This window comes from Paraburkholderia sp. JPY465, from assembly GCF_050436725.1.
Classification (GTDB): Bacteria; Pseudomonadota; Gammaproteobacteria; order Burkholderiales; family Burkholderiaceae; genus Paraburkholderia; species Paraburkholderia youngii.
On sequence record NZ_JBNDMT010000006.1, the window covers coordinates 1,355,870 to 1,379,164 of the forward strand.

The 23,295-nt window shown below is 63.1% G+C and carries 22 protein-coding genes; 9 read left to right on the top strand and 13 right to left on the bottom strand.

The annotated features are described in order from the left end of the window. Window positions 1-82: 82 nt before the first annotated feature. The 5 genes from QFZ94_RS39650 to QFZ94_RS39670 all read right to left on the bottom strand — a co-directional run bounded on the left by QFZ94_RS39650 (window position 83) and on the right by QFZ94_RS39670 (window position 4,290). Window positions 83-394, bottom strand: coding sequence for a hypothetical protein (locus QFZ94_RS39650; protein ID WP_410848378.1), 312 nt, complete (start codon window positions 392-394; stop codon window positions 83-85). After that, window positions 394-699 carry a hypothetical protein gene (locus QFZ94_RS39655; RefSeq protein ID WP_368581460.1) on the bottom strand — a complete coding sequence of 102 codons (306 nt, stop codon included), beginning with the start codon at window positions 697-699 and terminating at the stop codon, window positions 394-396. Before QFZ94_RS39655 ends, QFZ94_RS39650 begins: the two co-directional genes overlap by 1 nt. Window positions 700-1,004: 305 nt before the next feature. Next, window positions 1,005-1,847: an alpha/beta hydrolase gene (locus tag QFZ94_RS39660; protein ID WP_429463389.1), complete on the bottom strand. Its 843-nt coding sequence runs from the start codon at window positions 1,845-1,847 to the stop codon at window positions 1,005-1,007. Beyond that, window positions 1,844-3,259, bottom strand: a complete 1,416-nt coding sequence (locus QFZ94_RS39665) for a hypothetical protein (protein WP_429463391.1) — start codon at window positions 3,257-3,259, stop codon at window positions 1,844-1,846. Before QFZ94_RS39665 ends, QFZ94_RS39660 begins: the two co-directional genes overlap by 4 nt. Beyond that, window positions 3,256-4,290: an alpha/beta fold hydrolase gene (locus QFZ94_RS39670; protein ID WP_429463393.1), complete on the bottom strand. Its 1,035-nt coding sequence runs from the start codon at window positions 4,288-4,290 to the stop codon at window positions 3,256-3,258. The genes QFZ94_RS39665 and QFZ94_RS39670 overlap by 4 nt, the downstream gene beginning before the upstream one ends. 553 nt (window positions 4,291-4,843) lie before the next feature. On the opposite strand from QFZ94_RS39670, the gene QFZ94_RS39675 reads away from it, so the two are divergent. From QFZ94_RS39675 to QFZ94_RS39685, 3 genes are all read left to right on the top strand, one after another. Further along, window positions 4,844-5,287, top strand: coding sequence for an Hsp20/alpha crystallin family protein (locus QFZ94_RS39675; protein WP_368581464.1), 444 nt, complete (start codon window positions 4,844-4,846; stop codon window positions 5,285-5,287). Between the two features lie 26 nt (window positions 5,288-5,313). Further along, entirely contained in the window at window positions 5,314-5,721 is a 408-nt protein-coding gene (locus QFZ94_RS39680; protein ID WP_429463395.1) for an Hsp20/alpha crystallin family protein, read from the top strand. Window positions 5,722-5,860: 139 nt separating this feature from the next. Beyond that, a complete protein-coding gene (locus tag QFZ94_RS39685; protein WP_410848384.1) occupies window positions 5,861-6,421 on the top strand; it encodes an Hsp20/alpha crystallin family protein in 561 nt (186 codons plus the stop codon). A 195-nt stretch (window positions 6,422-6,616) separates the two neighbouring features. On the opposite strand, the gene QFZ94_RS39690 is transcribed toward QFZ94_RS39685, so the two are convergent. After that, window positions 6,617-6,886: a hypothetical protein gene (locus QFZ94_RS39690; RefSeq protein ID WP_429463398.1), complete on the bottom strand. Its 270-nt coding sequence runs from the start codon at window positions 6,884-6,886 to the stop codon at window positions 6,617-6,619. A gap of 317 nt (window positions 6,887-7,203) precedes the next feature. On the opposite strand from QFZ94_RS39690, the gene QFZ94_RS39695 reads away from it, so the two are divergent. Next, the gene (locus QFZ94_RS39695) at window positions 7,204-7,521 is read left to right on the top strand and encodes a hypothetical protein (RefSeq protein WP_429463400.1); all 318 of its coding nucleotides are present in this window, start codon (window positions 7,204-7,206) and stop codon (window positions 7,519-7,521) included. A 118-nt stretch (window positions 7,522-7,639) separates the two neighbouring features. Here QFZ94_RS39695 and QFZ94_RS39700 read toward each other — a convergent pair whose 3' ends face one another. The 4 genes from QFZ94_RS39700 to QFZ94_RS39715 form a co-directional block, all read right to left on the bottom strand. Continuing rightward, window positions 7,640-8,137 carry a ferritin-like domain-containing protein gene (locus QFZ94_RS39700; RefSeq protein WP_429463402.1) on the bottom strand — a complete coding sequence of 166 codons (498 nt, stop codon included), beginning with the start codon at window positions 8,135-8,137 and terminating at the stop codon, window positions 7,640-7,642. 110 nt (window positions 8,138-8,247) lie between these two features. Then, complete coding sequence (locus QFZ94_RS39705; RefSeq protein WP_429463404.1) at window positions 8,248-8,478, bottom strand: hypothetical protein; 231 nt, start codon at window positions 8,476-8,478, stop codon at window positions 8,248-8,250. A 564-nt stretch (window positions 8,479-9,042) separates the two neighbouring features. Next, complete coding sequence (locus QFZ94_RS39710; protein WP_429463406.1) at window positions 9,043-9,660, bottom strand: TetR/AcrR family transcriptional regulator; 618 nt, start codon at window positions 9,658-9,660, stop codon at window positions 9,043-9,045. Between the two features lie 183 nt (window positions 9,661-9,843). Beyond that, window positions 9,844-11,307: an efflux transporter outer membrane subunit gene (locus QFZ94_RS39715; protein ID WP_429463408.1), complete on the bottom strand. Its 1,464-nt coding sequence runs from the start codon at window positions 11,305-11,307 to the stop codon at window positions 9,844-9,846. Window positions 11,308-11,403: 96 nt separating this feature from the next. On the opposite strand from QFZ94_RS39715, the gene QFZ94_RS39720 reads away from it, so the two are divergent. From QFZ94_RS39720 to QFZ94_RS39740, 5 genes are all read left to right on the top strand, one after another. Next, complete coding sequence (locus QFZ94_RS39720; RefSeq protein ID WP_368581472.1) at window positions 11,404-12,021, top strand: TetR/AcrR family transcriptional regulator; 618 nt, start codon at window positions 11,404-11,406, stop codon at window positions 12,019-12,021. Window positions 12,022-12,102: 81 nt separating this feature from the next. Then, window positions 12,103-13,218, top strand: a complete 1,116-nt coding sequence (locus QFZ94_RS39725) for an efflux RND transporter periplasmic adaptor subunit (RefSeq protein ID WP_429463411.1) — start codon at window positions 12,103-12,105, stop codon at window positions 13,216-13,218. Next, window positions 13,215-16,355 (top strand): efflux RND transporter permease subunit, encoded by a 3,141-nt coding sequence (locus QFZ94_RS39730; RefSeq protein ID WP_429463413.1) that lies wholly within the window; start codon window positions 13,215-13,217, stop codon window positions 16,353-16,355. Before QFZ94_RS39725 ends, QFZ94_RS39730 begins: the two co-directional genes overlap by 4 nt. 74 nt (window positions 16,356-16,429) lie before the next feature. Further along, on the top strand, window positions 16,430-17,236 hold the full coding sequence (locus tag QFZ94_RS39735) for an oxidoreductase (RefSeq protein WP_429463415.1): 807 nt from the start codon (window positions 16,430-16,432) through the stop codon (window positions 17,234-17,236). Between the two features lie 554 nt (window positions 17,237-17,790). Beyond that, window positions 17,791-19,545, top strand: a complete 1,755-nt coding sequence (locus tag QFZ94_RS39740) for a methyl-accepting chemotaxis protein (RefSeq protein WP_429463417.1) — start codon at window positions 17,791-17,793, stop codon at window positions 19,543-19,545. 246 nt (window positions 19,546-19,791) lie between these two features. Here the strand turns inward: QFZ94_RS39740 and QFZ94_RS39745 are convergent, their stop codons facing one another. The 3 genes from QFZ94_RS39745 to QFZ94_RS39755 are packed head-to-tail and all read right to left on the bottom strand — an operon-like array spanning window position 19,792 to window position 23,266. Continuing rightward, the gene (locus QFZ94_RS39745) at window positions 19,792-20,889 is read right to left on the bottom strand and encodes a LacI family DNA-binding transcriptional regulator (RefSeq protein WP_429463419.1); all 1,098 of its coding nucleotides are present in this window, start codon (window positions 20,887-20,889) and stop codon (window positions 19,792-19,794) included. A 59-nt stretch (window positions 20,890-20,948) separates the two neighbouring features. After that, entirely contained in the window at window positions 20,949-21,908 is a 960-nt protein-coding gene (locus tag QFZ94_RS39750) for a dihydrodipicolinate synthase family protein (RefSeq protein WP_368581478.1), read from the bottom strand. A gap of 38 nt (window positions 21,909-21,946) precedes the next feature. Next, window positions 21,947-23,266 (bottom strand): MFS transporter, encoded by a 1,320-nt coding sequence (locus QFZ94_RS39755; RefSeq protein WP_429463421.1) that lies wholly within the window; start codon window positions 23,264-23,266, stop codon window positions 21,947-21,949. Window positions 23,267-23,295 lie beyond the last annotated feature (29 nt).

Here is a 23,295-nt window from a genome sequence, read left to right on the forward strand (position 1 = left end):
TGGCGCCCCGTCCTTTTTTCTATCGCTTAAGCGGGAAGCACGCTCTGTGCCGCGTTCCGGCCTCCGGTCGAGATTTCAGCGGCTACGCCAGTCCGTGAACCTCAGCCACATCGCACAGCAGGCGCGGGTGCCTGGGATCGGAGACGTCGATCTGGTTCCACGCAATCCGATGATGCCGCCAGCGCCCCTTGCGCTGTGCCACTTCACGCAACAGCCTTGGCAGCCAGCGGACGGCGAGCCGCTCGACCAATGCACTGGGACCGATGTGAAATTCGCTGATCATCCAGGCGTCGTGGTCGCGAACCACCTTGATCGCCTCTATGCGGCCTAGTGATGAGCCGTCTCGCGTCAGCACTTGCCGACCGACGATCAGATCGATGTTGATCTGCGCCATTATCGCGATCCCGGAATACGCTCGACGATGTGCTCGCGTAGCCAGCGCTGCCAGTTGCCAAGCGGGGTATCGCGCGCATCCAGGTCCACCTCGATGTCGACCTCCATGCGACGGACCCGACTCCACGGAATCCGGTACGGTTCGACGTAACGCGCGCCGCCGATTTTGCCAGCGAGTCGCGCTACCCGACGCCCGGCGTGCTCGCCAATGCGTCGCGCCATCGCGACTGATCCGGTCTCGAGCGCAACCAATTCGGGCGGGCGCCCCGGCCGTAATTCGGCGACGATACCGTCGACCCGCCCCATCTTTGCACCGCGCGGTGAAGGAGACGATGATGGAGAGGAAGCCGCGGTCGCTGCATGCCATGGCGGACAAATGGCTCGGCTTGCAGCCAGAGAAGCAGGTACGCGCAAAGCGGTTAGCGCATGGCCGACGCTGGCGGGGGTCGTGCGTCTACGTTAGCGCGGCCGGCGCCATGGGCGAAGTGGGGATGTTCTTCTTCCGTCACGACGATGGCGCTTGGTACATCTTCCCACCGGGCGAGTCGCGCCCTTCGATCGGCGCCTTGCGCACGGCCGCCTAGGGGCGCACAAGCTCCTGTCCTGTGCTGCTATCGGCCTGTCCCGGAAGCCTTTTCGATATCCTCGAGAAGTCTCAGTACGGTTTCGCCGCCGCCGCGTTCCCAGCAATTGGTGTGATCCGCACCCTCCAGCATGAATAGTCGCCGCGGCGCGGCAGTGTGCGCATATAGGTGGGCGAAATGCTGCGGTGGGATCACGTTGTCATTGGTGCCGCCATAGATCACGACGGGCACCCGCACCCGCGCGATCTTCGCGAGATTGTCATACTGATCGCGAACCAGCAGGCCCACTGGCATGAACCAGAAGACCTGTGCCGCGACATCTGCGATCCGTGTAAAGGGCGCTTCGAGGATCAGGCCTTCGATCTGCCCTTGAGACTGTGCTTCGGCGGCGAGTTGCACCGCCACGCCGGAGCCGAGCGAATAGCCGTGCAGAACGATGCGCGCATTCGTACGCTCGACGAAGCGAAGTGCTGCGCGCCCATCCTCGTAAAGGCCCGCTTCGTGAGGTATGCCCGAATTGCCTCCGTAGCCGCGATACTCGGCGAGGTAGACTCCGTAGCCGCAGTCGAGCAGTGCGCGCGCGATATGCCCGCGTTGCGAGAGGTCTTCGCCGTTGCCGTGAAAAAGCACGACGGTCAAGCGTCGAGACGATGCCGGCGCTTTGTACCAGCCACGCAGATCGAGTCCGTCCGCTGTGGTGGCGGTCACGACCGACATGTCGGCGAGTCCCGCTTCGTTCGGCTCACGCCGCCGCCATTCCCCCGGATAAATCAGGCGTCCCTGTATCCAGAATAGTGTGGCGGCCGCCGCGCCATATGTCGCGGCGCAGGCCCCGCAAAACCAGGCCAGCAGCGCGGTGGCGCCGGTCATGACACCTGCTCGGCACCCGGCAGCGTCGCGGCGACGCCATACCGGCTCCCGTGACGCAGCAGGGCGGCGTCGAATGCTTGCACGGTCAGCGGCGCCGGTGAGGGCATGCGTGGCCTTTCGCTGCCGCGTTGAGCGAGTGCTTCGTCGAAGCGCACAAAGGTGGCAAAGTCGAGAGGAAAACGTTGCGCGTCGACGCCGCACAGACGCGCGTCGGGCGAGGCCGCCGCGATGATCGTTTGCCACTCGCGCGCGGGCACCACGCCGACGCCTTCGGTGCCGTGCGAAAACAGCATCAGGTCAATATGTTCGAAACGGCCTTCCCGTTGAAGCAGCCGCGCGAGGTTGTGTGCCGATGGCTCGGTGCAGAACACCAGCCAGAACGGCAACGCGCCAAGATGCATCGTCGTGTATGGATCGAGCAGGACGAAGCTATCGACGACGAGATGCTGCGGCTCGATACCTTCAAATCCGTACCATTCGCGCAGCGTGTCGAACGCGAAAAAGCTCAGCGATTCGGGTTCCTCGAAGCGAAACTCGACTAGACGCCAGTCGGCCTGCCGGGCGAGGGCACGCAGAGAGTCGAGCAGGTTCATGTCGAAGCCCCATTCGGCTTCAGGCGCGAGCGCATCCGGCGAGGGCGGCTCCCAGCAAGTGCGGGCGCTGCCATAACGGGCCAGGTATTCCCGCACGCGCGGGCCGCCACCGAAGTATTCGTCGCGTGTCGCGCCACCCGCCGCGCCAAACTGAAAGAAGGCGCGCTCGCCGATACGCGTGACGGGCCACTGCAACGTGCATATGTCTACATACAGCGTCGCGCCGGCGGGCAGACTGCGTAGCAGGAACTCGCGAAACCCGAGCGCCAGCGCGCGCTGCTTGATGCGGTAGTAGCGCATCGTGCGCAACATGAGCCGGTCCTGATTCGGATCGTGCATGTGGTGAACGGCGATTCGTCCGTCTGCTGCGAGTAGCGCCTCGCGCGCACGTCTGCCGTCGCGCAGGCCTGCTGCGGCATCATCGGGATCGCTGCCGGGCGCACGGACGGGGCAGAGAAAAGTCTGTGGCAGCCAGGGCACGCCCATGGCGGCGGCCAGATGCACGAGCGCGCCGTTGGACGAGCCAACGAAGGCGGCCGGGTACTGGCGGCGCGGATAACGATCGGCAAGCCACGTCGCTATGGTCTCGACGTCGAGACGCCGCGCCGCGCGCTCACCTATCGCCTCGGTTGCGCCGCCGATGGAGTACGCCCATTCGCGAGCGAAGCGAGGCAGGAGATTGATCAGCGGCATGCTGCGGTCGAGCAGTGGTGACCCGCTCGGGCTGCTAAAAGGCTTGCCATGCAGGCAGGCGCCCAGTGCACCGACCATCGCGGCGGCCGAATCGAATCGCGCAATTCCTCGCGGTGCGCCGCTCATGGCTGCTCCATTCGCCCGGAAGGTTCGCCGGGTAACGTGTCGACGAACTGACGGATCGCCAGCGCAAGACTGTGCGGATACACATAGTTCAGGGTGTGTGTGCCGCCGTCGATGACGACCAGTTGCGCAGCGCGCAGCCGCGCGGTCACCTCGATGGCCCACTCGCGCGGCGACACAGGGTCCCGTGAGCCGCACACCACGAGGACCGGCGCGCGAACGACCGGCAGCCGGTTCTCGATGCGGTCACGAATCATGATGCGCATCGTGGCCAGTGCGCGCAGCAGTCCGGCCTTGGCGTAGTCGATGCGCGCTGGCGCGGCCGGCGAATGAGGCCGCTCGCGGCGGCCGTTGACCAAGGCGCGCCACATTTGGACCGGCAGATGCCGGGCCCCGCGATCCGCGGTGGGCCCTTGCAGCACCAATGCCTTGACGTCGCCGGGATGACGCGCGGCGAGCTCGGTCAGGATCTGGCAGCCGAACGAGTTGCCCACCAGAATGGCGGGTCGGAGGCCGGTGGCAACCAGCCACAGGTGCAAAGCATCGGCGAGACCGGGCAGATCGAGCCAGCGGCCGCGCAATGCGCTTTCACCGAAGCCAGGTAGATCGGGAGCAAACACTGGAAACCACCTGGCTAGCGCTAGCGCAAGCGGTTCCATGTAGCGGCTGGAGACGACGAGACCATGGACGAGTATCACTGGCGGGCGAGCGGCCAATGTATTCGTGGCGGTGGCGTCGGTCGGGCTTGCGGTCCGAGCGAACATCCGGTACGGACCCGCCTGCACCCAGCGCCCTCGAATTCCAGCGAGCCGGCTTCCTTCAGTAAGCGCCGGCGTTTGACGCAGGCGGCCCCAGTAGTGCAGCAGCGCGACGGCGGCGGCACTCCCGGCGATGGCGCTGGCAACCAGCGCGATCTTGGGATGCATACGCGGGTGGCCCGCTTCCGTGCGGTCGACATCGCAGTGATCGTCGCGAGAACGGGCGCCCGGGTTCGCGGCCCGTGTGCTGCTTGTGTTGGCCCGACGTTGACTCATCCGTCATCCTTGGTGCGATGGTGGCAGATTGAGCTAGTTTGCAGCGGTCTCTCCAACGCACTGTTGCGACCGGGCACTGCCACCATGCCCGCGCGCGATGCGCGGCATCGTGGGTGTGCAACCGGCGTGCCACGAATGCCGCTTGTTGGCGATTGCGAGCTTGTCGGGCCCGGTGCATGTCGGTTCGCGATTGCGCTGAGCCGTCCGTAAATGTCGAGTTAGGAACAGAGAGTCCGGGTTCCCGATCGGTGAAGGACGATGCAGGGCGCCTCCGGGCCGATACTGTGCCGGGAGTGCATCGAGGCGAGGGGCAGCGCCCGAGCCTTCGGCGAATGCCGGCCGGAGCGCTCAGCACGCGAGCCGAATTCCAGAACAGCAACTCACGCCACCCACCTTGAAATTTTCACCGTGCATACTATTCTAAATTCCGCTCAGGCAGTCGCGCCCGCCATGCGGCGCGCTGCGTGTTTCGATTTGTTTGCCGCAGCCCGGCAGACGGACTGGAGCGCGTAGGCCGGTTCGTTTCCGTGCTGCATCCAAGGAGGAAACGATCATGAGTGACCTTTACTTCGGGGCCGATCTGTTCAGTGAGTTCGACCGTCTGCAACGGCAGATGGCGAGCCTCTTCGGCGGCTTCCCTTCCAGTATCCGTTCGGGCCGCGTGGGCGCCTTCCCGCAGATCAACATCGGTTCGACCGACGACTCGATCGAGGTCGTCGCGTTCGCGCCGGGGGTCGATCCGGCCAGGCTCGAAGTATCGCTAGACAAGGGCTTGCTGACCATCAGCGGCGAGCGCGCGAGCTCGCAACCGGAAACCCGCGGCGACGATGCGCGCACCTATGCACAGGAGCGATTCGCCGGCAGTTTCCGGCGCGTGGTCGAGCTTCCGCAAAACGCGGACCCTGGCAAGGTGAGCGCGCGGTACACCAATGGATGCCTGATGGTGAGCATCGGCAAAAGCGAGGCGTCGAAGCCGCGCGCGATTACCGTTCAGTGAGCACCGACAGAACTACGGAGGACATCATGAACGACACGACTGAACTCGCCAGAAAGGAGCAAACGGCGGTGACCCAGCGCGACGGTGAGGCATCGCAACGCCGGATCACATTGACGCCGCCGGTCGACATCTTCGAGGACAGCCACGGCATCACGCTGTGGGCGGATCTGCCGGGCGTGACGAGGGAGCGGCTGGAGGTCAAGGTCCACGATGGCAACCTGTACATCGAAGCCGAGGCGATGGTGCCGACCCCGGCGGAACTGCGTCTGCAGCATGCGGAGATCCGTGAGCCTCACTTCGCGCGGGCGTTCTCGATGAGCGCCGACTTCGATGCGTCGAAAATCGAAGCCAATCTGAAGGACGGCGTATTGAAGCTGACGATACCGCGCCATGACGAAGCGCGACCTCGCCTCATCGAGGTGCGTACCGACTGAAGTCGGCCGGGGGAGGGGGACAGCAGTAGCAAGAAGCTGGATGCTGTCCTCCAGCCACCGCCTTTCGGCTGTCGAGTCGAAGCAGTCGTGGCGCGGAGACCGGAATCCCGTTTTGTCGATGATAGGAAAGGAGCACACGATGAACACTGATCCGAAAAAATGGAACCCCTTCAAGTTCCTTCGCGGAACCGCCCGCAAATCCGATGCGGACGACTCAGACGGTCGGCGCGCGGATGAGTGGCGGGCCGCATGGCCTGACATTCCACGACTATCTCTTCGCGAACCGTGGCGCGCCGTGGAGGAATTCTTTCGTGACCCATTTGCAGGCGGTGGTCCGTTTGAACGATGGTTTGGCGACTTCAGTTCCTCGCGCTTCCAGCCGCGCATCGACGTCGTGGACGAAGGGCCGGTGCTTCGCGTAACTGCGGAACTGCCCGGGATGGTACGCGAGGACTTGAACGTGAGCGTCGAGGAAGGGGCAATCGTGCTGCGTGGCGAAAAGAAGCAGGACGTGCGCAGCGAGGAAGACGGATGCTATCGGTTGGAGCGCGCCTATGGAAGCTTCGTGCGCAGAATTCCGATGCCGGACAATGCCGACCCAGACCATGCATTGGCAAAGTTCGACAACGGCATTCTTACATTGACCGTGCCAAAAACGGAGCCGGCACGGTCCGCTACTCGAACCATCGATATCGGTTAGCACCGCCGCCAGAATTGCCCGGCGGCGGGCGACTTTCTGGCTGGCCAGGCCGTTAGCTCAATTGGTAGAGCAGTGGCGGTCTTTGCGAGATCGACAAGCAACGTGGCTTCACGAAAGCCCCCGGCATTCGCGCCCGTCGAATCCGTGGGTATCTTGACGCATGGGGGGTACTCGCAAAGCGGCTGCTTGCGCTCATCAGATTCCGCTTGTCGCGTCGATGTCGAGTCGTCGCACCAGCACGGTTTCCACAAGCTGTCTGTTGACGAGTTCTCCGCATAACCATGTCACGTCGGACGAGCATGTGGCGAAAATGCACAGTTCAACGGTCTGGTCGTCGAACTGCCTGACGTCCCCCGCAAGTTGCGCATCGCCGTCGTGCAACGCCCGGAATAGCAGCAGAAGGCCTGACCTGTCCGCGAGGCGAATCGTCATGTGGATTAGCAGGTTCACCTGTTCGCTTGCCACGGGGAAGGGGCTCCCTTCCTCCCGGCGGCATCGGCCGGTCGATCTTTCCAATGCTCGCGCAGTGAGCAATCCGCGACATGACTCGTTCAATGCCGACGAATGTATCGCGATCGCGCATTCGGCATGCCACGGCACGACACAAGGGCATACCCCATTCGGATTTCTTTGCTGCAATCCCGGGAATAACCCCTGCTCATTCCAGTTGATGCTGCCGCGGGACTGACCTTCGGCAGTAGCGGGCTGTCGAAAGTGACGAAGCGACTACGGCGTTGCGCCCGACAGCTGGCGACATCGATCCAATGGAATGGAGGCGAACCATGAAGTTCATGACTAAAGCGATGCTGGTTTCTGCGCTGGTGACGGCACTGTCGGGCGGCGCCTACGCGCAGGGTGGCGGCGGAGGCGGAGCGGGCGGGGCCGGTGGCGGCGGCGGAACCGGTAACGGTGTGGCCGCTGACGGCGGCAATGCTGGGGGCGCTGGAGGGATGGCAACGGGTGCGACAGGAACCGGAACTGGCGCTGCGCCTGACAACCCGTCGAGGGATCGGTCGAGCGGGATGAACAATAGCACCCGTCCCAACACCGGCCACGGCACGAACGACAATACGGATGGCAAGCAGCAAAACGGCCAGTGATGCATGGAAGCATCACACCCACGGACGAATGTGGTTGGCATAAATCGAAGGTAAATCACAAGATGGCAAGCGCAGGCAGACCATTTCGACCGGTACGCCTGCGCTGTGTCCTCATGGTTTACTGTTGCGTCGCCTTCTTGTTACCGGCCCTTTCCGCAAACTCGGTAAGCTTGAGGTCCGTCGCCTTTTCTTCGTCCAGCGTCTTTGTCAGCAGTTTCACGGCTTCGGTGAAACCTAGTTGCTTGCCGATGGCGCAGAGACTACCGTAGGTGGCGATCTCGTAGTGTTCGACCTTCTGCGCGGCAGCCACGAGGCCCGCATCCAGGACCGGCCCTTTTTCAATCTCGTCGATCAGTTCCTGTCCTTCTTCTATCAATCCCTCCATCGCGATGCACTTCATTCTCTTCAGGCGGATGTCACAGGTTTCCACCACCTTGTCGATCCGTTCAACCTGTCCTTGCGTTTCTTCAAGATGAGTCTTGAATGCGTCGCTTAGCGCCGGGTCGGAAGCGGCGCGGGAGAGTTTCGCCAGCGCTCGTGTCAGTTGCTTCTCCGCGCTATAGATATCGGAAAGCATGTGCACGAACAGATCATCGACCGTCTTTCGCTGTGACATTTGTGAGCTCCTAAAAGGTTGTTCGGAGCCCTCACTGGCGCAACGAATATGCCCGAGACCGAGCGGCACGCATCCAGAGACTTGCGTGATGTGAGGGGAATCGCCAACGCTTAGAAGTTGACGTCGAGCCATGCCTTCGCCCAGGCCACACCGCGCTCATTTGCGGAGGCCTCGGTGTCGAAATAGCCGATGTCGATGAAGCGAAAGACCTGGCGATTGTCCACGTAGTCCTGAGGGCGGCGCTCAACCTCCACGCGAGCGTGGTAGTGAAAGCCTCTCTTGTCCGGTGACGAACGAATCACCCACTCCCGATGCGTCACCTGCAATGATACGTCGGTCATTCTGAGTTATATGGACGCCTCCCCGTTTGCCGGGTGCGACCAATCTCCGTAGTAAGTGGGTCTTCTACGCGGCGCAAACCGCGTAACCGGGTTGATACGTTCGACCATGAGCCATTAGCGCCCAGACGGTGCACTCGATCCTCTCTGGCTTCTACGCTTCGATGCATGTTTCCCAAGCAGTCCATGTGCCTCGGAGGTTTGCCTATGCCTGTCCGAAAGACGCGGTTAACGGCCCACACGCGTGCGCGGATTCGCTGCCTGCCTCGAAAATGGGGACGTTTGCGCGGGAGGCTTTTGCTGGCTACGGGGCGCAAAGATCTTTGCGCTTTCCACCTTGCGCCGCCACGTGCTAAATCGGCGCGTCTCTGCGATGAACGGGTAGTGGCCACAAGACACGTCGTTATGGGGCCGACGAACGCATCGACGATGCGATTCGCACCCAACGTGCGGAAGAGGTTACTGAAATCCAACTCGATCTCGTACGCGTAGACCGCTGCTTCGCGTCGTCGTCGGGTACGGATTGATCAGCCCGCTAGAACGGACCTTGCGCCAAGCAAGGTTCACTCAGGGTGATGAACTTGTGAACATTCTCGTCAGGATCTTGCTCACGACCGCTTCGGCTGAAGTCTTCGGCAGCTCGTTGGGCATGGTAATGGTGAAATAGAGGACGCCGTCCATCAATGCGATCGTGGCAAGTGCCTGGGCGGCACACGCGCCTGGGACTTGCATATTGACGTGCTTGCAGAACTGCTCGATGAGGGAGGCGATCATATCGCGCTCTTCTAGCCAAAGGACGTTCATCTGTTGTCGAAACTTCGCATCACGTATGGCATGCAGGCGGGCCTCGGCCCACATGACATAGTTGTCGTCGTCGCGATAGCGCTGCGCGTACAACATGGTGAGCTGCTTTCGCAGGTCCTGGCTGGACGAGCCGTCCTCTAACAGCTTCCGCAAGTTTTCCCGGGTGTTCTGGTGATCGCGACGGAGCAGTTCGACGAACAGGTCGCTTTTGCTGTCGAAGTTCGAGTAGAACGCACCACGGGTATAGCCGGCCCGGGCGGCGATATCCTCTACGCTCGTTGCGGCCAGCCCCTTCCTGGCAATGCTCGAGGCCGCTGCGTCGAGCAGGCGCCTGCGGGTCTGCTTGCGGGTTTCTTCCCGGCTCAATCGTTTGCGTGACATGCGATAAAGCGGCGCAGACGAAACGCTGCGCGTCCAATTCCTGATGGCAAGTGACTGCAGGGACTTTTCGACAGGTAGTCGCTCCGCTGCGAGGGCGAAGCGGAATCCTCGGCAACGGCCATCGACCAACAAAGATTGCGAGCTTCCCGACGCCGCTTTGCGTGCTTTCGGCGCGTGCGCCAGCTACCTGGTGGCTACCGTCGCCGCGGATTCGCCGGCTTGCCAACCACCCCCGAGCGCCTTGAAAGCAGCAACTGCTGCCCGGGCTGACTCCGTTTGTGCCTGCACTCGCGCATCGGAGGTGCGTAGCAGGCTGTCGTCGGCTTGCAGGACTTCGATCAGGCTGACCACGCCTTTTTGATAGGCTGCAAAAGAGGCAGCTCTTGCGCGGCCGAGCGAGTCCACGCCCTGGTTGAGCACAGCGGCCTGTTCCTCGCGCTTGACCAGTGCCGAAAAAGCGTTCTCCACGTCCTCAGTTGCATGTAGTGCGGCAAGCCGGTACGCAGCCAGCATCTCGGACTGCTGGCCCTTGGCCTGGTTGATCTGCGCATCGATCCGGCCGAAGTCGAACAGACGCCAGCGCAGACCGAGCACGCCGGCGGCCTGGCTGGCGCCGCTCGAGAACAGATTGCCGCTAGCCACGGATGTCGCGCTGCCGATCAGTCCGCTGAGGGAGACCTTGGGGTAGTACTCGGCGATCGCCACTCCAATACGTGCATTCGATGCGGCGAGGTGTCGCTCGGCCACGATCAGGTCGGGCCGGCGTCTGAGCAGCGCGCGGGGGGATCCGGTGGCTCCGATCTGTGGGGGGACGGGGATGTCGCCGGCTTCGAGCAACTCGGCCCGGTGTACGCCGGGCTGGGCGCCGAGCATCACATCCAGTGCATTCATGGCCGCGTCGAGGCCCGTCTCGAGGACCGGGACGGAGGCCCGGACCTGGGCAAGTGCCCCCTCCGCCTGTCTGACCTGAAGCTCGGCTGCCAACCCCTTGCCATACAGAAGGTTGATGGTGGAGAGCAGATCCTGCTGCGTCTGCACCTGCCGCCGCGCAACGTTCAGACGGGCTTGCAATCCGCGGATGCTGATGTAGATGTCGGCGGTCTGTGCCGCCACGGCCAGGCGTGTGGCCGCGGCGCCGGCTTCCGAAGCCTCGTACTCGGCGAGCGCCGCTTCCCGTCCACGACGCAGGCCTCCGAACACATCCAGTTCCCAGCTCGCGCTGAGATTGGCTTCGTAATCGTTGCCGTAGCGGTCGAAACTGGGCGTCGAGTTCAAAACTCGCCCGAGGGGCGTTTCAACCGACTGGTAGACCCTGGCTGCCTGGCCGCTGACATTGCCGGAAGGCAGCAGCGCGGCATTCGCCGCCCCAAGTGCCGCACGTGCCTGGGCGACACGAGCAGAAGCTTGCGCGAGGTCAAGGTTCTGCTCCAGCGCAAGCGCGACGAATCGCGTCAGTTGCGGATCGCCGAACCCCGTCCACCAGGTGTCGAGGTCCGCAGTGGCCGTCGCATGCCGCTGATCGACCGCGGCCTGGCCGATGAACCGCTCCGGCATCGGTACATCGGGCCGAACGTATTCGGGACCTACCGCGCAGCCTGCCGATAGGCTGGCGGCGATAAGCATGGCAAGGGTGCGTTTGGGCAGCATGAGCTTCTTCCGGGGCGAGGAGGGCGGATGAAAGTGACTATAATACAATTTAGTCACTTGTTGTCGATTTTCGCGAGCGGCGGTAAGCTAGGAACCATGAAAAATGCAGCCACCTATCCCATTTCGGCCCGCGGCCCAGCCGACCATGAGGTGCGCGATCAGATCGTTGCGGCGGCCACCGAGCACTTCAGCCGGTATGGCTACGAGAAAACGACCGTCTCTGATCTCGCCAAGTCCATCGGCTTTTCCAAGGCGTATATCTACAAGTTCTTCGAGTCCAAGCAGGCGATTGGCGAGATGATCTGCGCGAACTGCCTGCGTGAGATCGAAAGCGAGGTCAAAGCTGCCGTCGAAGAGGTCGACCGGCCGCCAGAGAAACTGCGGCGGATGTTCAAGGCGATCGTCGAGGCGAGCCTTCGCCTGTTCTCCCAGGACCGCAAGCTTTACGAGATTGCCGCGTCGGCCGCCACCGAGCAGTGGCAGGCGACGCTCGCCTATGAAGAGCGCATCCAGAAGCTGCTTCAGGACATCCTCCAGGAGGGGCGGCAAAGCGGGGACTTCGAGCGCAAGACGCCGCTGGATGAGACCGCGATGGCGATCTACCTGGTTTTGCGCCCGTACCTCAACCCTCTGATCCTGCAACACAGCTTCGATTACACCGATGAGGCGCCGGCGAAGCTGTCCAGTCTGGTGCTCCGAAGCCTCTCACCTTAACGCGCACGAATGGTGACTGTTGACTATATTGGTCACTAGAACCATAATCGGATCCATCATCTTTTCGTCGATGGGTCTTTCATGCTTGCGCGTCGCCTCGCCACCTCAGCCGTCGTCTTCTCCTTGCCGCTTGCGCTGGCCGCTTGCGGCGCAAAAGCACCGCCCGATCCGCGCACGGAGGCGCCGCTGGTGCGCTCCGCCGTCGTTCGGGACGCACCGCCTGCCTCGCGCTCATTTACCGGTACGGTAGCCGCCCGGGTGCAGAGCGACTTGGGGTTTCGGGTCTCCGGCAAGGTGCTGGAGCGGCTGGTCAATGCCGGGCAGAGCGTCAGGCGCGGCCAGCCGCTCATGCGCATCGATCCCGTCGATCTGAAGCTGGCCGCGCAGGCGCAGCAGCAGGCCGTCGCTGCCGCGCGGGCACGGGCGCAGCAGACTGCGGAAGATGAAGCGCGCTACCGCGATCTGCGCGGCACGGGCGCGATTTCCGCGTCGGCCTACGACCAGGTCAAGGCTGCGGCGGATGCTGCCAAAGCCCAGCTCAGCGCAGCCGAAGCCGAAGCCGACGTCGCGCTGAATGCGAGTCGCTATACGGAGCTGGTGGCCGACGCCGATGGTGTCGTCATGGAAACGCTGGCCGAGCCCGGCCAGGTCGTCAACGCCGGGCAGACCGTAGTGCGCCTGGCTCACGCCGGACGTCGCGAGGCCGTCATCCAGTTGCCGGAAACCCTGCGCCCTGAGGTCGGTTCCGTCGCGCAGGCAACGCTCTTCGGCAAGCAGGACGTCACGGTTCCCGCCGAATTGCGGCAACTGTCCGATGCTGCGGACCCGCTCACCCGCACCTTCGAGGCTCGATACGTGCTCGACGGCACGCTGTCCGATGCACCGCTAGGAGCAACGGTCACCATCCAGATCCCGGATGCGCATCGTTCCGCGCAAAGCGCGCTGAAGGTGCCGCTTGGCGCCCTTTTCGATGCGGGCAAGGGACCGGGAGTATGGGTCGTCGACGGTGAGCCGCCGAAGGTCTCATGGCGGCCGGTCACGGTCCAGCATGTGGATGACGACGACGTCCGCATCATCGGCCAGATCAAGCAAGGCGACCGGATCGTCGCGCTCGGCGCGCATCTGCTACGCGAAGGTGAACTGGTCCGTGTGGCGGGGCAGGCTCCCGTGACCGCGACCGAGGGAGCCCGTCCGTGAGCGAAGGTCGTTTCAACCTCTCCGCGCTCGCCGTGCGCGAGCGCTCCATTACCCTGTTCCTGATCTGCCTGATCTCGCTGGCCGGACTCGTTTCATTCTTCACGCTCGGCCGTGCCGAAGATCCCGCCTTCACGGTCAAAGTGATGACCATCATCACTGCCTGGCCGGGAGCCACCGCGCAGGAAATGCAGGACCAGGTCGCCGAAAAGATCGAAAAGCGCATGCAGGAACTGCGCTGGTATGACCGTACGGAGACCTACACGAGACCGGGCCTCGCCTTCACGACCTTGACCCTGCTCGACAGCACACCGCCTTCGGAAGTGCAGGAACAGTTCTACCAGGCCCGCAAGAAAATCAGCGACGAGGCAGGCAACCTGCCGCCTGGTGTGATCGGGCCGATGGTCAACGACGAATACGCGGATGTGACGTTTGCGCTTTTCGCGCTCAAGGCGAAGGGCGAACCGCAGCGCCTGCTGGTACGCGACGCCGAGACTCTGCGCCAGCGGCTGCTGCACGTGCCGGGGGTGAAGAAGGTCAACATCATTGGCGAGCAGGCGGAGCGGATCTATGTCGAGTTTTCGCATGATCGTCTGGCGACGCTGGGCGTCAGTCCGCAGGACGTGTTCGCCGCGCTGAACGGCCAGAATGCCCTGACGCCCGCCGGCTCTGTGCAGACGAGAGGCCCGGAGGTGTTCATACGCCTCGACGGCGCGTTCGACGCGTTGCAGAAGATCCGCGATACGCCCGTCGTGGCGCAGGGACGCACGCTGAAGCTATCGGACATTGCCACCGTCACGCGTGGCTATGAAGATCCGGCGACGTTCCTGATCCGCAACAACGGCGAACCTGCGCTGCTGCTGGGCGTCGTGATGCGCGACGGCTGGAACGGGCTCGATCTCGGTCACGCGCTCGACCGTGAGGTGGGCGCGATCAACGGCGGGCTGCCGCTCGGCATGAGCCTGACGAAGGTCACCGACCAGGCCGTCAACATCAGTTCGGCGGTCGATGAGTTCATGGTGAAGTTTTTCGCTGCCCTGCTGGTGGTCATGCTGGTGAGCTTCGTGAGCATGGGCTGGCGCGTGGGCCTGGTGGTTGCCGCGGCCGTGCCGCTAACACTGGCGGTGGTCTTCCTGGTGATGCTCGCGACCGGCAAGAACTTCGACCGCATCACGCTGGGGTCGCTGATCCTGGCGCTGGGCCTGCTGGTGGACGACGCCATCATCGCTATCGAAATGATGGTGGTGAAGATGGAAGAGGGCTACAGCCGCGTTGCCGCCTCCGCTTATGCGTGGAGTCATACCGCGGCGCCCATGCTCTCCGGCACGCTGGTCACGGCGGTCGGCTTCATGCCCAATGGCTTCGCCCGATCCACTGCGGGCGAGTACACCAGCAACATGTTCTGGATCGTTGGAATCGCGCTGATCGCATCGTGGGTGGTCGCCGTGGTGTTCACCCCCTACCTCGGCGTCAAGATGCTGCCCGACTTCAGGAAAGTCGAAGGTGGCCACGACGCGCTTTATGACACGCCGCGATACAACCGTTTCCGTCAGGTGCTGGAGCGCGTCATTGCGCGCAAGTGGCTGGTCGCCGGGTCGGTCGTGGGCCTCTTCGTGCTGGCCGTCCTCGGCATGGCGGTAGTCAAGAAACAGTTCTTCCCGATCTCCGACCGCCCTGAAGTGCTGATCGAGGTGCAGATGCCGTATGGCACGTCGATCGCCCAGACCAGCGCCGCCACAGCGAAGGTCGAAGGCTGGCTGGCCAGACAGAAGGAAGCGAGAATCGTCACAGCCTATGTCGGTCAGGGCGCCCCGCGGTTCTACTTCTCGATGGGACCGGAACTGCCCGATCCGTCATTTGCCAAGATCGTGGTGCGCACGGATAACCAGGACGAGCGCGAGGCACTCAAACAGCGGCTGCGCCAGGCCATTGCCGATGGGCTTGCGCCCGAGGCGCGCCTGCGCGTCACGCAGCTCATATTCGGCCCTTACTCGCCGTTCCCGGTCGCTTACCGGGTCACGGGTCCGGACCCGGACAAGCTCCGCGGTATCGCGGAGCAAGTTCAGCAGGTGATGGATGCGAGTCCGATGATGCGCACCGTCAACACCGACTGGGGCACGCGCACGCCCACGCTGCACTTCACCCTGCAGCAGGACCGGCTGCAGGCCGTGGGGCTGACATCGAGCGCGGTCGCACAACAACTGCAATTCCTGCTCACCGGTGTGCCTGTCACCGTCGTCCGCGAGGACATTCGCACGGTGCAGGTCATCGCGCGCTCGGCTGGCGAGGTCCGGCTCGACCCGGCGCGGATCGGCGACTTCACGCTCGCTGGCGCAAACGGCCAGCGCATCCCGCTGTCGCAGGTGGGCAAGGTCGATGTGCGCATGGAGGAACCGATCATGCGCCGGCGCGACCGGGTGCCGACGATTACCGTGCGCGGCGACATCGCGGAGAGTCTGCAGCCCCCAGACGTGTCAACGGCGATCACGAGGCGGCTTCAGCCCATCATGGACAAGCTGCCGGACGGCTACCGTATCGAGCAGGCCGGCTCGATCGAAGAATCAGGCAAGGCGACCACAGCCATGTTGCCGCTCTTTCCGATCATGCTCGCAGTCACGCTGCTCATCATCATCCTGCAGGTGCGCTCGATCTCCGCGATGGTCATGGTCTTTCTGACCAGCCCGCTGGGACTGATCGGTGTCGTGCCAACCTTGATCCTTTTCCGGCAGCCGTTCGGTATCAATGCGCTGGTCGGCCTCATTGCGCTATCGGGAATAGTGATGCGCAACACGCTGATTCTGATTGGCCAGATTCATCAGAACGAACAGGCCGGGCTGGATCCGTTCAATGCCGTGATCGAGGCAACCGTGCAGCGTGCGCGCCCCGTGATCCTGACCGCGCTGGCGGCGATCCTGGCGTTCATCCCGCTGACTCATTCGGTGTTCTGGGGGACGCTCGCTTATACGCTGATCGGTGGCACTTTTGCAGGGACGATCCTGACCCTGGTGTTCCTGCCGGCCATGTATTCCATCTGGTTCAGGATCCGGCCGGGCGATACCACTGAACTGCACGGAGGCAGGCATAAGCAGGCGCAGGCTGCGAAAGACCTGCCGCAAGACGTACTCGCTGCCAGGCAATGAACCTTGGCTGCAAGATCAATCGGAGCGGCTGATCCGCCTTTTATTCCCATTCACGTGCATTGAAGGAAACTGTCATGTCCAATTCCAAAGTCGTCGTGGTTACCGGTGTGTCGTCGGGGATCGGACGAGCCACCGCGGAGAAGTTTGCCAGGCAGGGTTGCCGGGTATTCGGCACCGTACGCAACGCTACAACCACACAATCGATCCCCGGTGTGGTGCTGGTCGAGATGGATGTCTGTAACGACGCCTCAGTGCAACGGGCAGTCCAGAGCGTCATCGCAGAAGCCGGGCGCATCGACGTGCTTGTCAATAGCGCGGGCGTGACGCTGCTCGGCGCGACGGAAGAAACGTCGATTGCCGAGGCTCAGTCGCTATTCGATACCAACGTTTTTGGTATCTTGCGCACAACACAAGCGGTACTGCCGCACATGCGCTCGCAACGTTCGGGAAGAATCGTCAATGTGAGCTCAGTGCTCGGCTTCCTTCCGGCTCCGTACATGGGGCTCTATTCAGCATCCAAGCATGCCGTCGAGGGAATGTCTGAAACCTTGGATCATGAGGTGCGCAAGTTAGGAATCCGCGTGGTGCTTGTCGAGCCTTCCTATACCAGAACCAATCTGGATCTCAATGCACCGCATGCGGCTTCCAGAATCGCAGCTTATGACGATGAGCGCGCCATCGTGTCCCGCGCGATTCAAAAGAACGTCGATGAGGCGCCAGCGCCTGATGGCGTTGCAACCACGATTGTCGATGCCGCGTTGGGCGCATGGAGAATGAGGCGCACTCCTAAAGGCCAGGCTTCTCTGCTAAGCAAATTGCGTCGCTTCATGCCTGCCGGACCCGTCGACGCAAACCTGAGAAAGACATTTGGACTCTCGTGATGTTGCCTACCGACTTCACGTCACAACCAGAATTTAAATGAGCTTTCTGCGAAAAGATCCGGCGCACCTAATTGCCGGACGAGCCCTATGACCGTAATTCCGATCACTGACTGGAACGCTCGGTAAGAACCTTCGCGGGAACGGTTTGGTTGCACGGGGCGGTAAGCGTGGTCTCGCGCGAATGGCGCCGTTCCCTCGCAAACTCATGTCGGGACTGCCAACCGAATTTAAAAATCGCTTTCGCGAAGATCACGATTTATTTGCAACGCCAGAGAAAATTGGTGTGATCTCCTATATTAGCCGATCCTATTTCGTCTGATAAAAACGCGCTTAAACAATACCTAAACCGCGATAGTACAAATCAATGCCGCGCCAACGTTTGCGCAATTGATCGGCGGGTCAATCCTGGCTTCAGTTCATTAAGTCCGCCGCCGTAAATACATATGCGAGGCGCATCAGTTTCCACGGGCGCGGCCGCATACCGGTGCGTGACTCGGGCATCAACAACGGTCGCCCGCATTTACGTATCTTTCCGTCGAAAATGGAAGCGAAAAATGATCCTGAATAACTTGTCCGTGAAGACAAAGCTTACGGTTGCTTTCGGAGCATTGGCCGTTGTTGTACTGATTGTTTCAGGACTCGCCTTGAAGGAGCTGAACGACGCGAATGACCGCTTTTCCGGCTACATCAATGGTATTAACGCACGAGCCACAGTGGCTGAAGCTGTCCGCACTGCAGTGGATGATCGGGCCGTGGCGGTGCGCAATCTGGTGCTGGTCACCACGCCTGCCGACATCGAACTTGAAAAGGCCGCCGTCATCGACGCTGAACGCAGAGTCGAGGCTAACCTGGAAAAGTTCAATACCATGGTAGCGGGCGCTTCCGACATGACCGACAAGGCACGCGGACTCGCGGCTGAACTTCCCAGGATCGAGGCGCTTTACCGTCCCGTGGCCCTGGAAATCAACAGGCTGGCGGTGAGCAATCAGCGCGACGCGGCGATTGCGGCAATCGATACCCAATGCAGGCCACTGCTTTCGGCCCTGATCAAGGCGTCCAACGAGTACGAGAACTTCACCCGTGAACGCGCCCAACAACTGGTCCGCGAATCGAGCGATCAATTCGCGACTCAGCGGAATCTGTTGATTGCAATCTGTCTGGTTGCGCTCGTGCTGGCGGTCGTGGCAGGCGCAGTCATCACCCGCAGCCTGCTACGCGCTTTGGGCGCCGAGCCCACGGCACTGGTCGAAGTGACGCAGCGCGTGGCCGGCGGCGACCTGAGCCCGGTGCCGGGGGCGAACAGTGCGCCGACCGGAAGCGTGCTCGCCTCGATGGGCAAGATGCAGGTCAGCCTCGTTCACCTGATCGGTCAGGTTCGTACTTCGGCTGACAATATCGCGACGGGTTCGAGCCAAATCGCGTCGGGCAACGTGGATCTTTCCACGCGTACGGAACAGCAGGCTGCGTCACTGCAGGAAACCGCCGCAAGCATGGAGGAGCTGACGTCGACGGTGAAGCAGAATGCCGAAAACGCGCAGCAGGCGAGCTCGCTCTCGGCCAACGCATCCGAAGTGGCGGGACGGGGCAATCAGGTCGTTGGCGAGGTGGTCGATACGATGAGCGAAATCAGGACGAGTTCTACCAGGATCGCGGATATCACCGGGATCATCGAGGGGATCGCCTTCCAGACCAACATCCTCGCGCTGAATGCCGCGGTGGAGGCCGCCCGTGCAGGCGAGCAGGGACGTGGGTTCGCGGTGGTCGCGAGCGAAGTGCGCAACCTCGCTCAGCGCTCGTCCAGTGCCGCGAAGGAGATCAAGGATCTGATCAACGCGTCCGTGCAGAAGATCCAGAATGGGTCGTCGCTTGCCAACGAGGCGGGGAAGACGATGGCGGAGGTGACACAGGCCGTGGCGCGGGTGACCGACATCATGGGGGAAATCGCAGCCGCGTCGACCGAGCAGAGCCGCGGGATCGAGCAGGTCAATCAGGCGATTACGCAGATGGACGAAGTGACGCAGCAGAATGCCGCGCTGGTGGAAGAAGCGGCGGCGGCGTCGAAATCGCTCGAGGATCAGGGCCGGCAGCTGAACCAGGCCGTGTCGTTCTTCCGTCTGGATTCCCAGGCCGCTGCGCACGCACCGGGCAGACCCGTTGCCCCGGCAAGCGTCCCGGTGGCACGGGTGCGGACTGCGCCGCGAGCACCCCGGAATACCTCAGCCAACACGAGGCCGGTCGCGCTGACGGCTAATGCGACACGCGCCGCTGCAGCCACCACAGTCAACGGAGAAAGCTGGGACACGTTCTGACGCGCGCAGTGGCGACACCCCAGGCCGCGTGGATCGCCCGCGCCGGCGTCAGGCCATTTGATCGCGTGTATTGCGAAAGCGCATGAGCAAGAGTGCGAACAGCACGCTGCCGATCGCTGCGGGCCTCAGTGGGATGTTGCCGCCCGAGCGCATCGGCGGCGGCAATAGATGTTGGCTAGATGCGGCGCGCGTGCGCAACCTTCGAAGGGCAGACCTTCGTGCCCCAGGCAGCAACATCAACAACGGTCATCCCACGCACGGCCCGGTTGACCCGCGCACTTTCAATTCCGCCGGCACGGCGTACCCTTGCCGCGTCGGTCGTCCATCCAGCGCATCGAGCAGATGCTTCGCGGCGACCGTGCCGATCTCGCGCGTGTCCACGTGCATCGTCGTCAGAGGCGGCCGCGCTTCGCGCGCGATCGCGAGATCGTCGAAGCCGGTGACCGAAAGCTGCTCAGGAATCGCGATGCCGAGTTCTTCCGCCTCGCGCAAGACGCCCAGCGCAATATGATCGTTGCCGCAGATCACCGCGGTTGGACGCGGCCCCGGTTGTTGCCAGAGCGCACGCAACGCCCGCCTTCCAAAATCGAGTGTGGATTCGCCTTCGATCAGATGCTCAGGCCGAACCGCGAGACCATGACGTTCGAGCGCGACGCGAATTCCCGCGAGTCGCGCCTGCACGCGGTCGTTATCCCGCGTCGGCTGGATGCAGACCGCGAATGACCGGTGTCCGAGCCCGACGAGATGTTCGGTGATCTGCTCATAGGCCGCACGGTTGTCGAAGCCGATGCAATCGTGGGTGCTTCCCTCGCGCCACGCATAGAGCACGACGTAAGGCACGCGCCACACGCGCAGCGCTTCGAAGAGTTCCGGCGGATGCGCTTCGCCCACGACCGCGATCGCCTCCACGCCACGCGCGAGCATCGCGTGAACCTGCGAGAGCGCTTCATTGGGGTTGTAGTTCGAACAGCCGAGAAAAAGCGTGATGCCGCGCGCGGCGAACTCCGCCTGCATGCCGCTCACCTGCGAGGCGAACACCTGATCGTCGAGCGTCGGAATCACGATGCCCGCGATGTGACTGCGGGTGGACGCGAGCGCGCGCCCGGCCGCATTCGGAAACCAGTTCAGCTCCAGTGCGGCCTGTTCGACGCGCTCGCGCACGCTGTCGGACACCTTGCTGGGCTCGTTGTAGACGCGCGATACCGTCGCCGTTGACACGCCCGCGCGTTTTGCGACATCCGACAGGACAGGGCGGCCCGCGCCGCGGCGGGCGCGCCCGCCGGCCGAACGTCCGGTCGGCGACGGTTCTTCGAGAGTGGAGGCGGAGTCAGAGGAGCGAGCCATCAACGGTGTGATTCGAAAAGAACGCCCGTCATCTTACCCGCGGCGGGGTGACTGATGGGTCAAATCCCCGCGGCGATGCGCGAACGGAAATGCTCGGTGCCTTCGACGATCCTGTCGAGCACCGCGTCGAGCGCCCAGAAGCGCTCGCGCACGTCGTAGTCGATCGCGCGGCAACGAATCGACTGAAACGTGCCGATCCGCTGGTGATACATCTTCGCGAGCGCCGGATAGCCGAGCGCCTCCGATACCGCCGCGAGTACGAGAAAGATCGAAAGCTCCTGTGCGAGCGCCGGGTTCTCGTCGGCGCGGTTGCGCAACCAGTTGTACAGGTCCGGATGAAAGTTCGTGAACACACCGTTGAAACCTGCCGAGCCGGCTTTCATCGCGTCCCAAGCGATCGCGGCATTCGCGTTCAGGATCTTCATCGGCGAGCCCTTCGCCAGCGCGACGCGGCGCTTCACGGTGTCGAGATCGCAGCTGACGTCCTTCAGCATCACGAAGCGGCCGGTATCGATGCACATCTTGAGTTCGTCGTCGGACAGCAGGCGCCGATAAGGGGCGGGGCACTCGTACAGCCCCAGCGGGATGTCCGAGGGCAGGCGGCTCATCAGGCGGTGAAGGTTCGCCGAGAACGCTTCGGTGCCTTCGCGGCGCGGATCGAGCCGGTTCGTCACCAGCACGATGCCGTCCGCGCCCGTCGCGGCGGCCGCGTTCAGCTCCTCGGCTTGCGCGTCCGGATCGTCGCTGATATGGCCTGAGACCACGACCGGCACGCGGCCGGCCACGCGCTCGACCACGAAGCGGCCGAGCGCGGCGCGTTCGGCGAGGCTCAGGAATTGCATTTCGCTCGACTGGGCGACCGCGAAGAGCGCGTCCGAGCCATGCGCGAGATACCACTCGATCAATCGTTCGAGCCCGGCATAGTCGATGGTCCCGGCGTCGTCGAAAGGCGTCAGCATGACGGGAACGATGCCTTCGATCGAGGGCGTCGAGCGCGGCAGGGAAGTGGGGAGGGTCATGTCGGTGTTGTCCTCTTGAGAATTGAATATGACGCTTCTCAGGCGTGAGCGCGCGCCGGCGTACCCGGTTCGACCTCGACCTCGATCGGCTTGCGCACGAGGAAGAGATAGCTCATTGCGCCGACGAAGGCGATTCCCGCAGCCGTCAGCAATGCCGGCACGAAGGACCACGCCTGCGCGATATAGCCCGTGAGAATGGGCGCGAGTGCGCCGCCGAGAAAGCCGCCGAAGTTCTGGATGGCGCCGAGCGAGCCGACGCGGTTGGCGGGTGCTGCCGCGGTTGCCAGTGCCCATGAGCAGGCTGATGCCGCATTGGCGAGAAAGATTACGACCGAGATGCAGACGATGGCGATCGTGTTGCTTTCGACGAGTGCAGCCGGCACGGTGAACGCCACCATGCCGAGCATCGCGATGACGACCGCGTTGCGTCGGCTAGCCACCGGCGAGGCGCTCTTCTTGGTGATGAAGTCCGAGAACCAGCCTGCGCAAAGCGCGCCGAGAAAGCCGCAGAAGAAGGGTATCGAGGCCGCGATCCCCGTGTGCATCAGGGTCATGTGGCGCTCTGTCGTCAGGTAGCCGGGCAGCCAGGTCAGATAAACCCAGTTCAGATAGACCGAGCCGAAGAAGCCGATCAGCATCCCCCAAGTCGTGACGTTCGAGAACAGCGCGCGCCAGTCGGCGAAGCTGAGCTGCTCGGCAGGCTTCGTCTCCACGGCGTCGCCTTTGAGGTAGCGCAGTTCCTCCGCAGTGAGCGCAGCGGGGTTCGGGTCACGATAGATGGCGAGCCAGATCACCGCGACCACGAGACCGAGCGCGCCGGTAACGATGAAGGCCCAGCGCCAGTGAAATTCGACGACGAGCACCGACAGGCACAGCGGTGCGAGCGCCGTGCCGAGCGGCGACGCGGAATTGAAGATGCCGGTCGGCTTGCCTCGCGCGCGCAGCGGAAACCAGTTGCTCACGACGCGCGCCGCCGACGGAAACTGCGGCGACTCGCCGATGCCGAGCACGATGCGCGCGACGACGAACCAGCCGAAGGTGGACACGATGCCGCCCGCGGCTTGCGCGAGCGACCAGATGATCAGGCCGACGCCGAGCAGCCTGCGCGGTCCGATGCGATCGACGAGGCCGCCGACCGGCAGTTGAAAGAGCGCGTAGCTCCAGGAGAACGCCGACAGCAGCAACCCCATTTCGCCGAGCGACAGACCAAGATCCTTGCGGATCAGCGGATTCGCGACCGCGAGCGTGCCGCGATCGAGATAGTTCACGATGCCACTCACCATCAGCAGCGTCAGCGCCACGATCTGGGCGCGGCGCACGCGCGGCGGTGCCTGCTCGGACACGGGGGTTGGGTTCATGCTGTCGTCTCCATGTTGTGTTGTGGATC

Coding starts and splice junctions, on each gene's coding strand:
- QFZ94_RS39660 (WP_429463389.1), bottom strand. CDS start 1,847: ATGACCGGCGCCACCGCGCTGCTGGCCTGGTTTTGCGGGGCCTGCGCC.
- QFZ94_RS39685 (WP_410848384.1), top strand. CDS start 5,861: ATGAACACTGATCCGAAAAAATGGAACCCCTTCAAGTTCCTTCGCGGA.
- QFZ94_RS39650 (WP_410848378.1), bottom strand. CDS start 394: ATGGCGCAGATCAACATCGATCTGATCGTCGGTCGGCAAGTGCTGACG.
- QFZ94_RS39700 (WP_429463402.1), bottom strand. CDS start 8,137: ATGTCACAGCGAAAGACGGTCGATGATCTGTTCGTGCACATGCTTTCC.
- QFZ94_RS39670 (WP_429463393.1), bottom strand. CDS start 4,290: ATGAGTCAACGTCGGGCCAACACAAGCAGCACACGGGCCGCGAACCCG.
- QFZ94_RS39695 (WP_429463400.1), top strand. CDS start 7,204: ATGAAGTTCATGACTAAAGCGATGCTGGTTTCTGCGCTGGTGACGGCA.
- QFZ94_RS39745 (WP_429463419.1), bottom strand. CDS start 20,889: ATGGCTCGCTCCTCTGACTCCGCCTCCACTCTCGAAGAACCGTCGCCG.
- QFZ94_RS39680 (WP_429463395.1), top strand. CDS start 5,314: ATGAACGACACGACTGAACTCGCCAGAAAGGAGCAAACGGCGGTGACC.
- QFZ94_RS39705 (WP_429463404.1), bottom strand. CDS start 8,478: ATGACCGACGTATCATTGCAGGTGACGCATCGGGAGTGGGTGATTCGT.
- QFZ94_RS39755 (WP_429463421.1), bottom strand. CDS start 23,266: ATGAACCCAACCCCCGTGTCCGAGCAGGCACCGCCGCGCGTGCGCCGC.
- QFZ94_RS39740 (WP_429463417.1), top strand. CDS start 17,791: ATGATCCTGAATAACTTGTCCGTGAAGACAAAGCTTACGGTTGCTTTC.
- QFZ94_RS39720 (WP_368581472.1), top strand. CDS start 11,404: ATGAAAAATGCAGCCACCTATCCCATTTCGGCCCGCGGCCCAGCCGAC.
- QFZ94_RS39750 (WP_368581478.1), bottom strand. CDS start 21,908: ATGACCCTCCCCACTTCCCTGCCGCGCTCGACGCCCTCGATCGAAGGC.
- QFZ94_RS39675 (WP_368581464.1), top strand. CDS start 4,844: ATGAGTGACCTTTACTTCGGGGCCGATCTGTTCAGTGAGTTCGACCGT.
- QFZ94_RS39735 (WP_429463415.1), top strand. CDS start 16,430: ATGTCCAATTCCAAAGTCGTCGTGGTTACCGGTGTGTCGTCGGGGATC.
- QFZ94_RS39655 (WP_368581460.1), bottom strand. CDS start 699: ATGGGGCGGGTCGACGGTATCGTCGCCGAATTACGGCCGGGGCGCCCG.
- QFZ94_RS39710 (WP_429463406.1), bottom strand. CDS start 9,660: ATGTCACGCAAACGATTGAGCCGGGAAGAAACCCGCAAGCAGACCCGC.
- QFZ94_RS39725 (WP_429463411.1), top strand. CDS start 12,103: ATGCTTGCGCGTCGCCTCGCCACCTCAGCCGTCGTCTTCTCCTTGCCG.
- QFZ94_RS39665 (WP_429463391.1), bottom strand. CDS start 3,259: ATGAGCGGCGCACCGCGAGGAATTGCGCGATTCGATTCGGCCGCCGCG.
- QFZ94_RS39715 (WP_429463408.1), bottom strand. CDS start 11,307: ATGCTGCCCAAACGCACCCTTGCCATGCTTATCGCCGCCAGCCTATCG.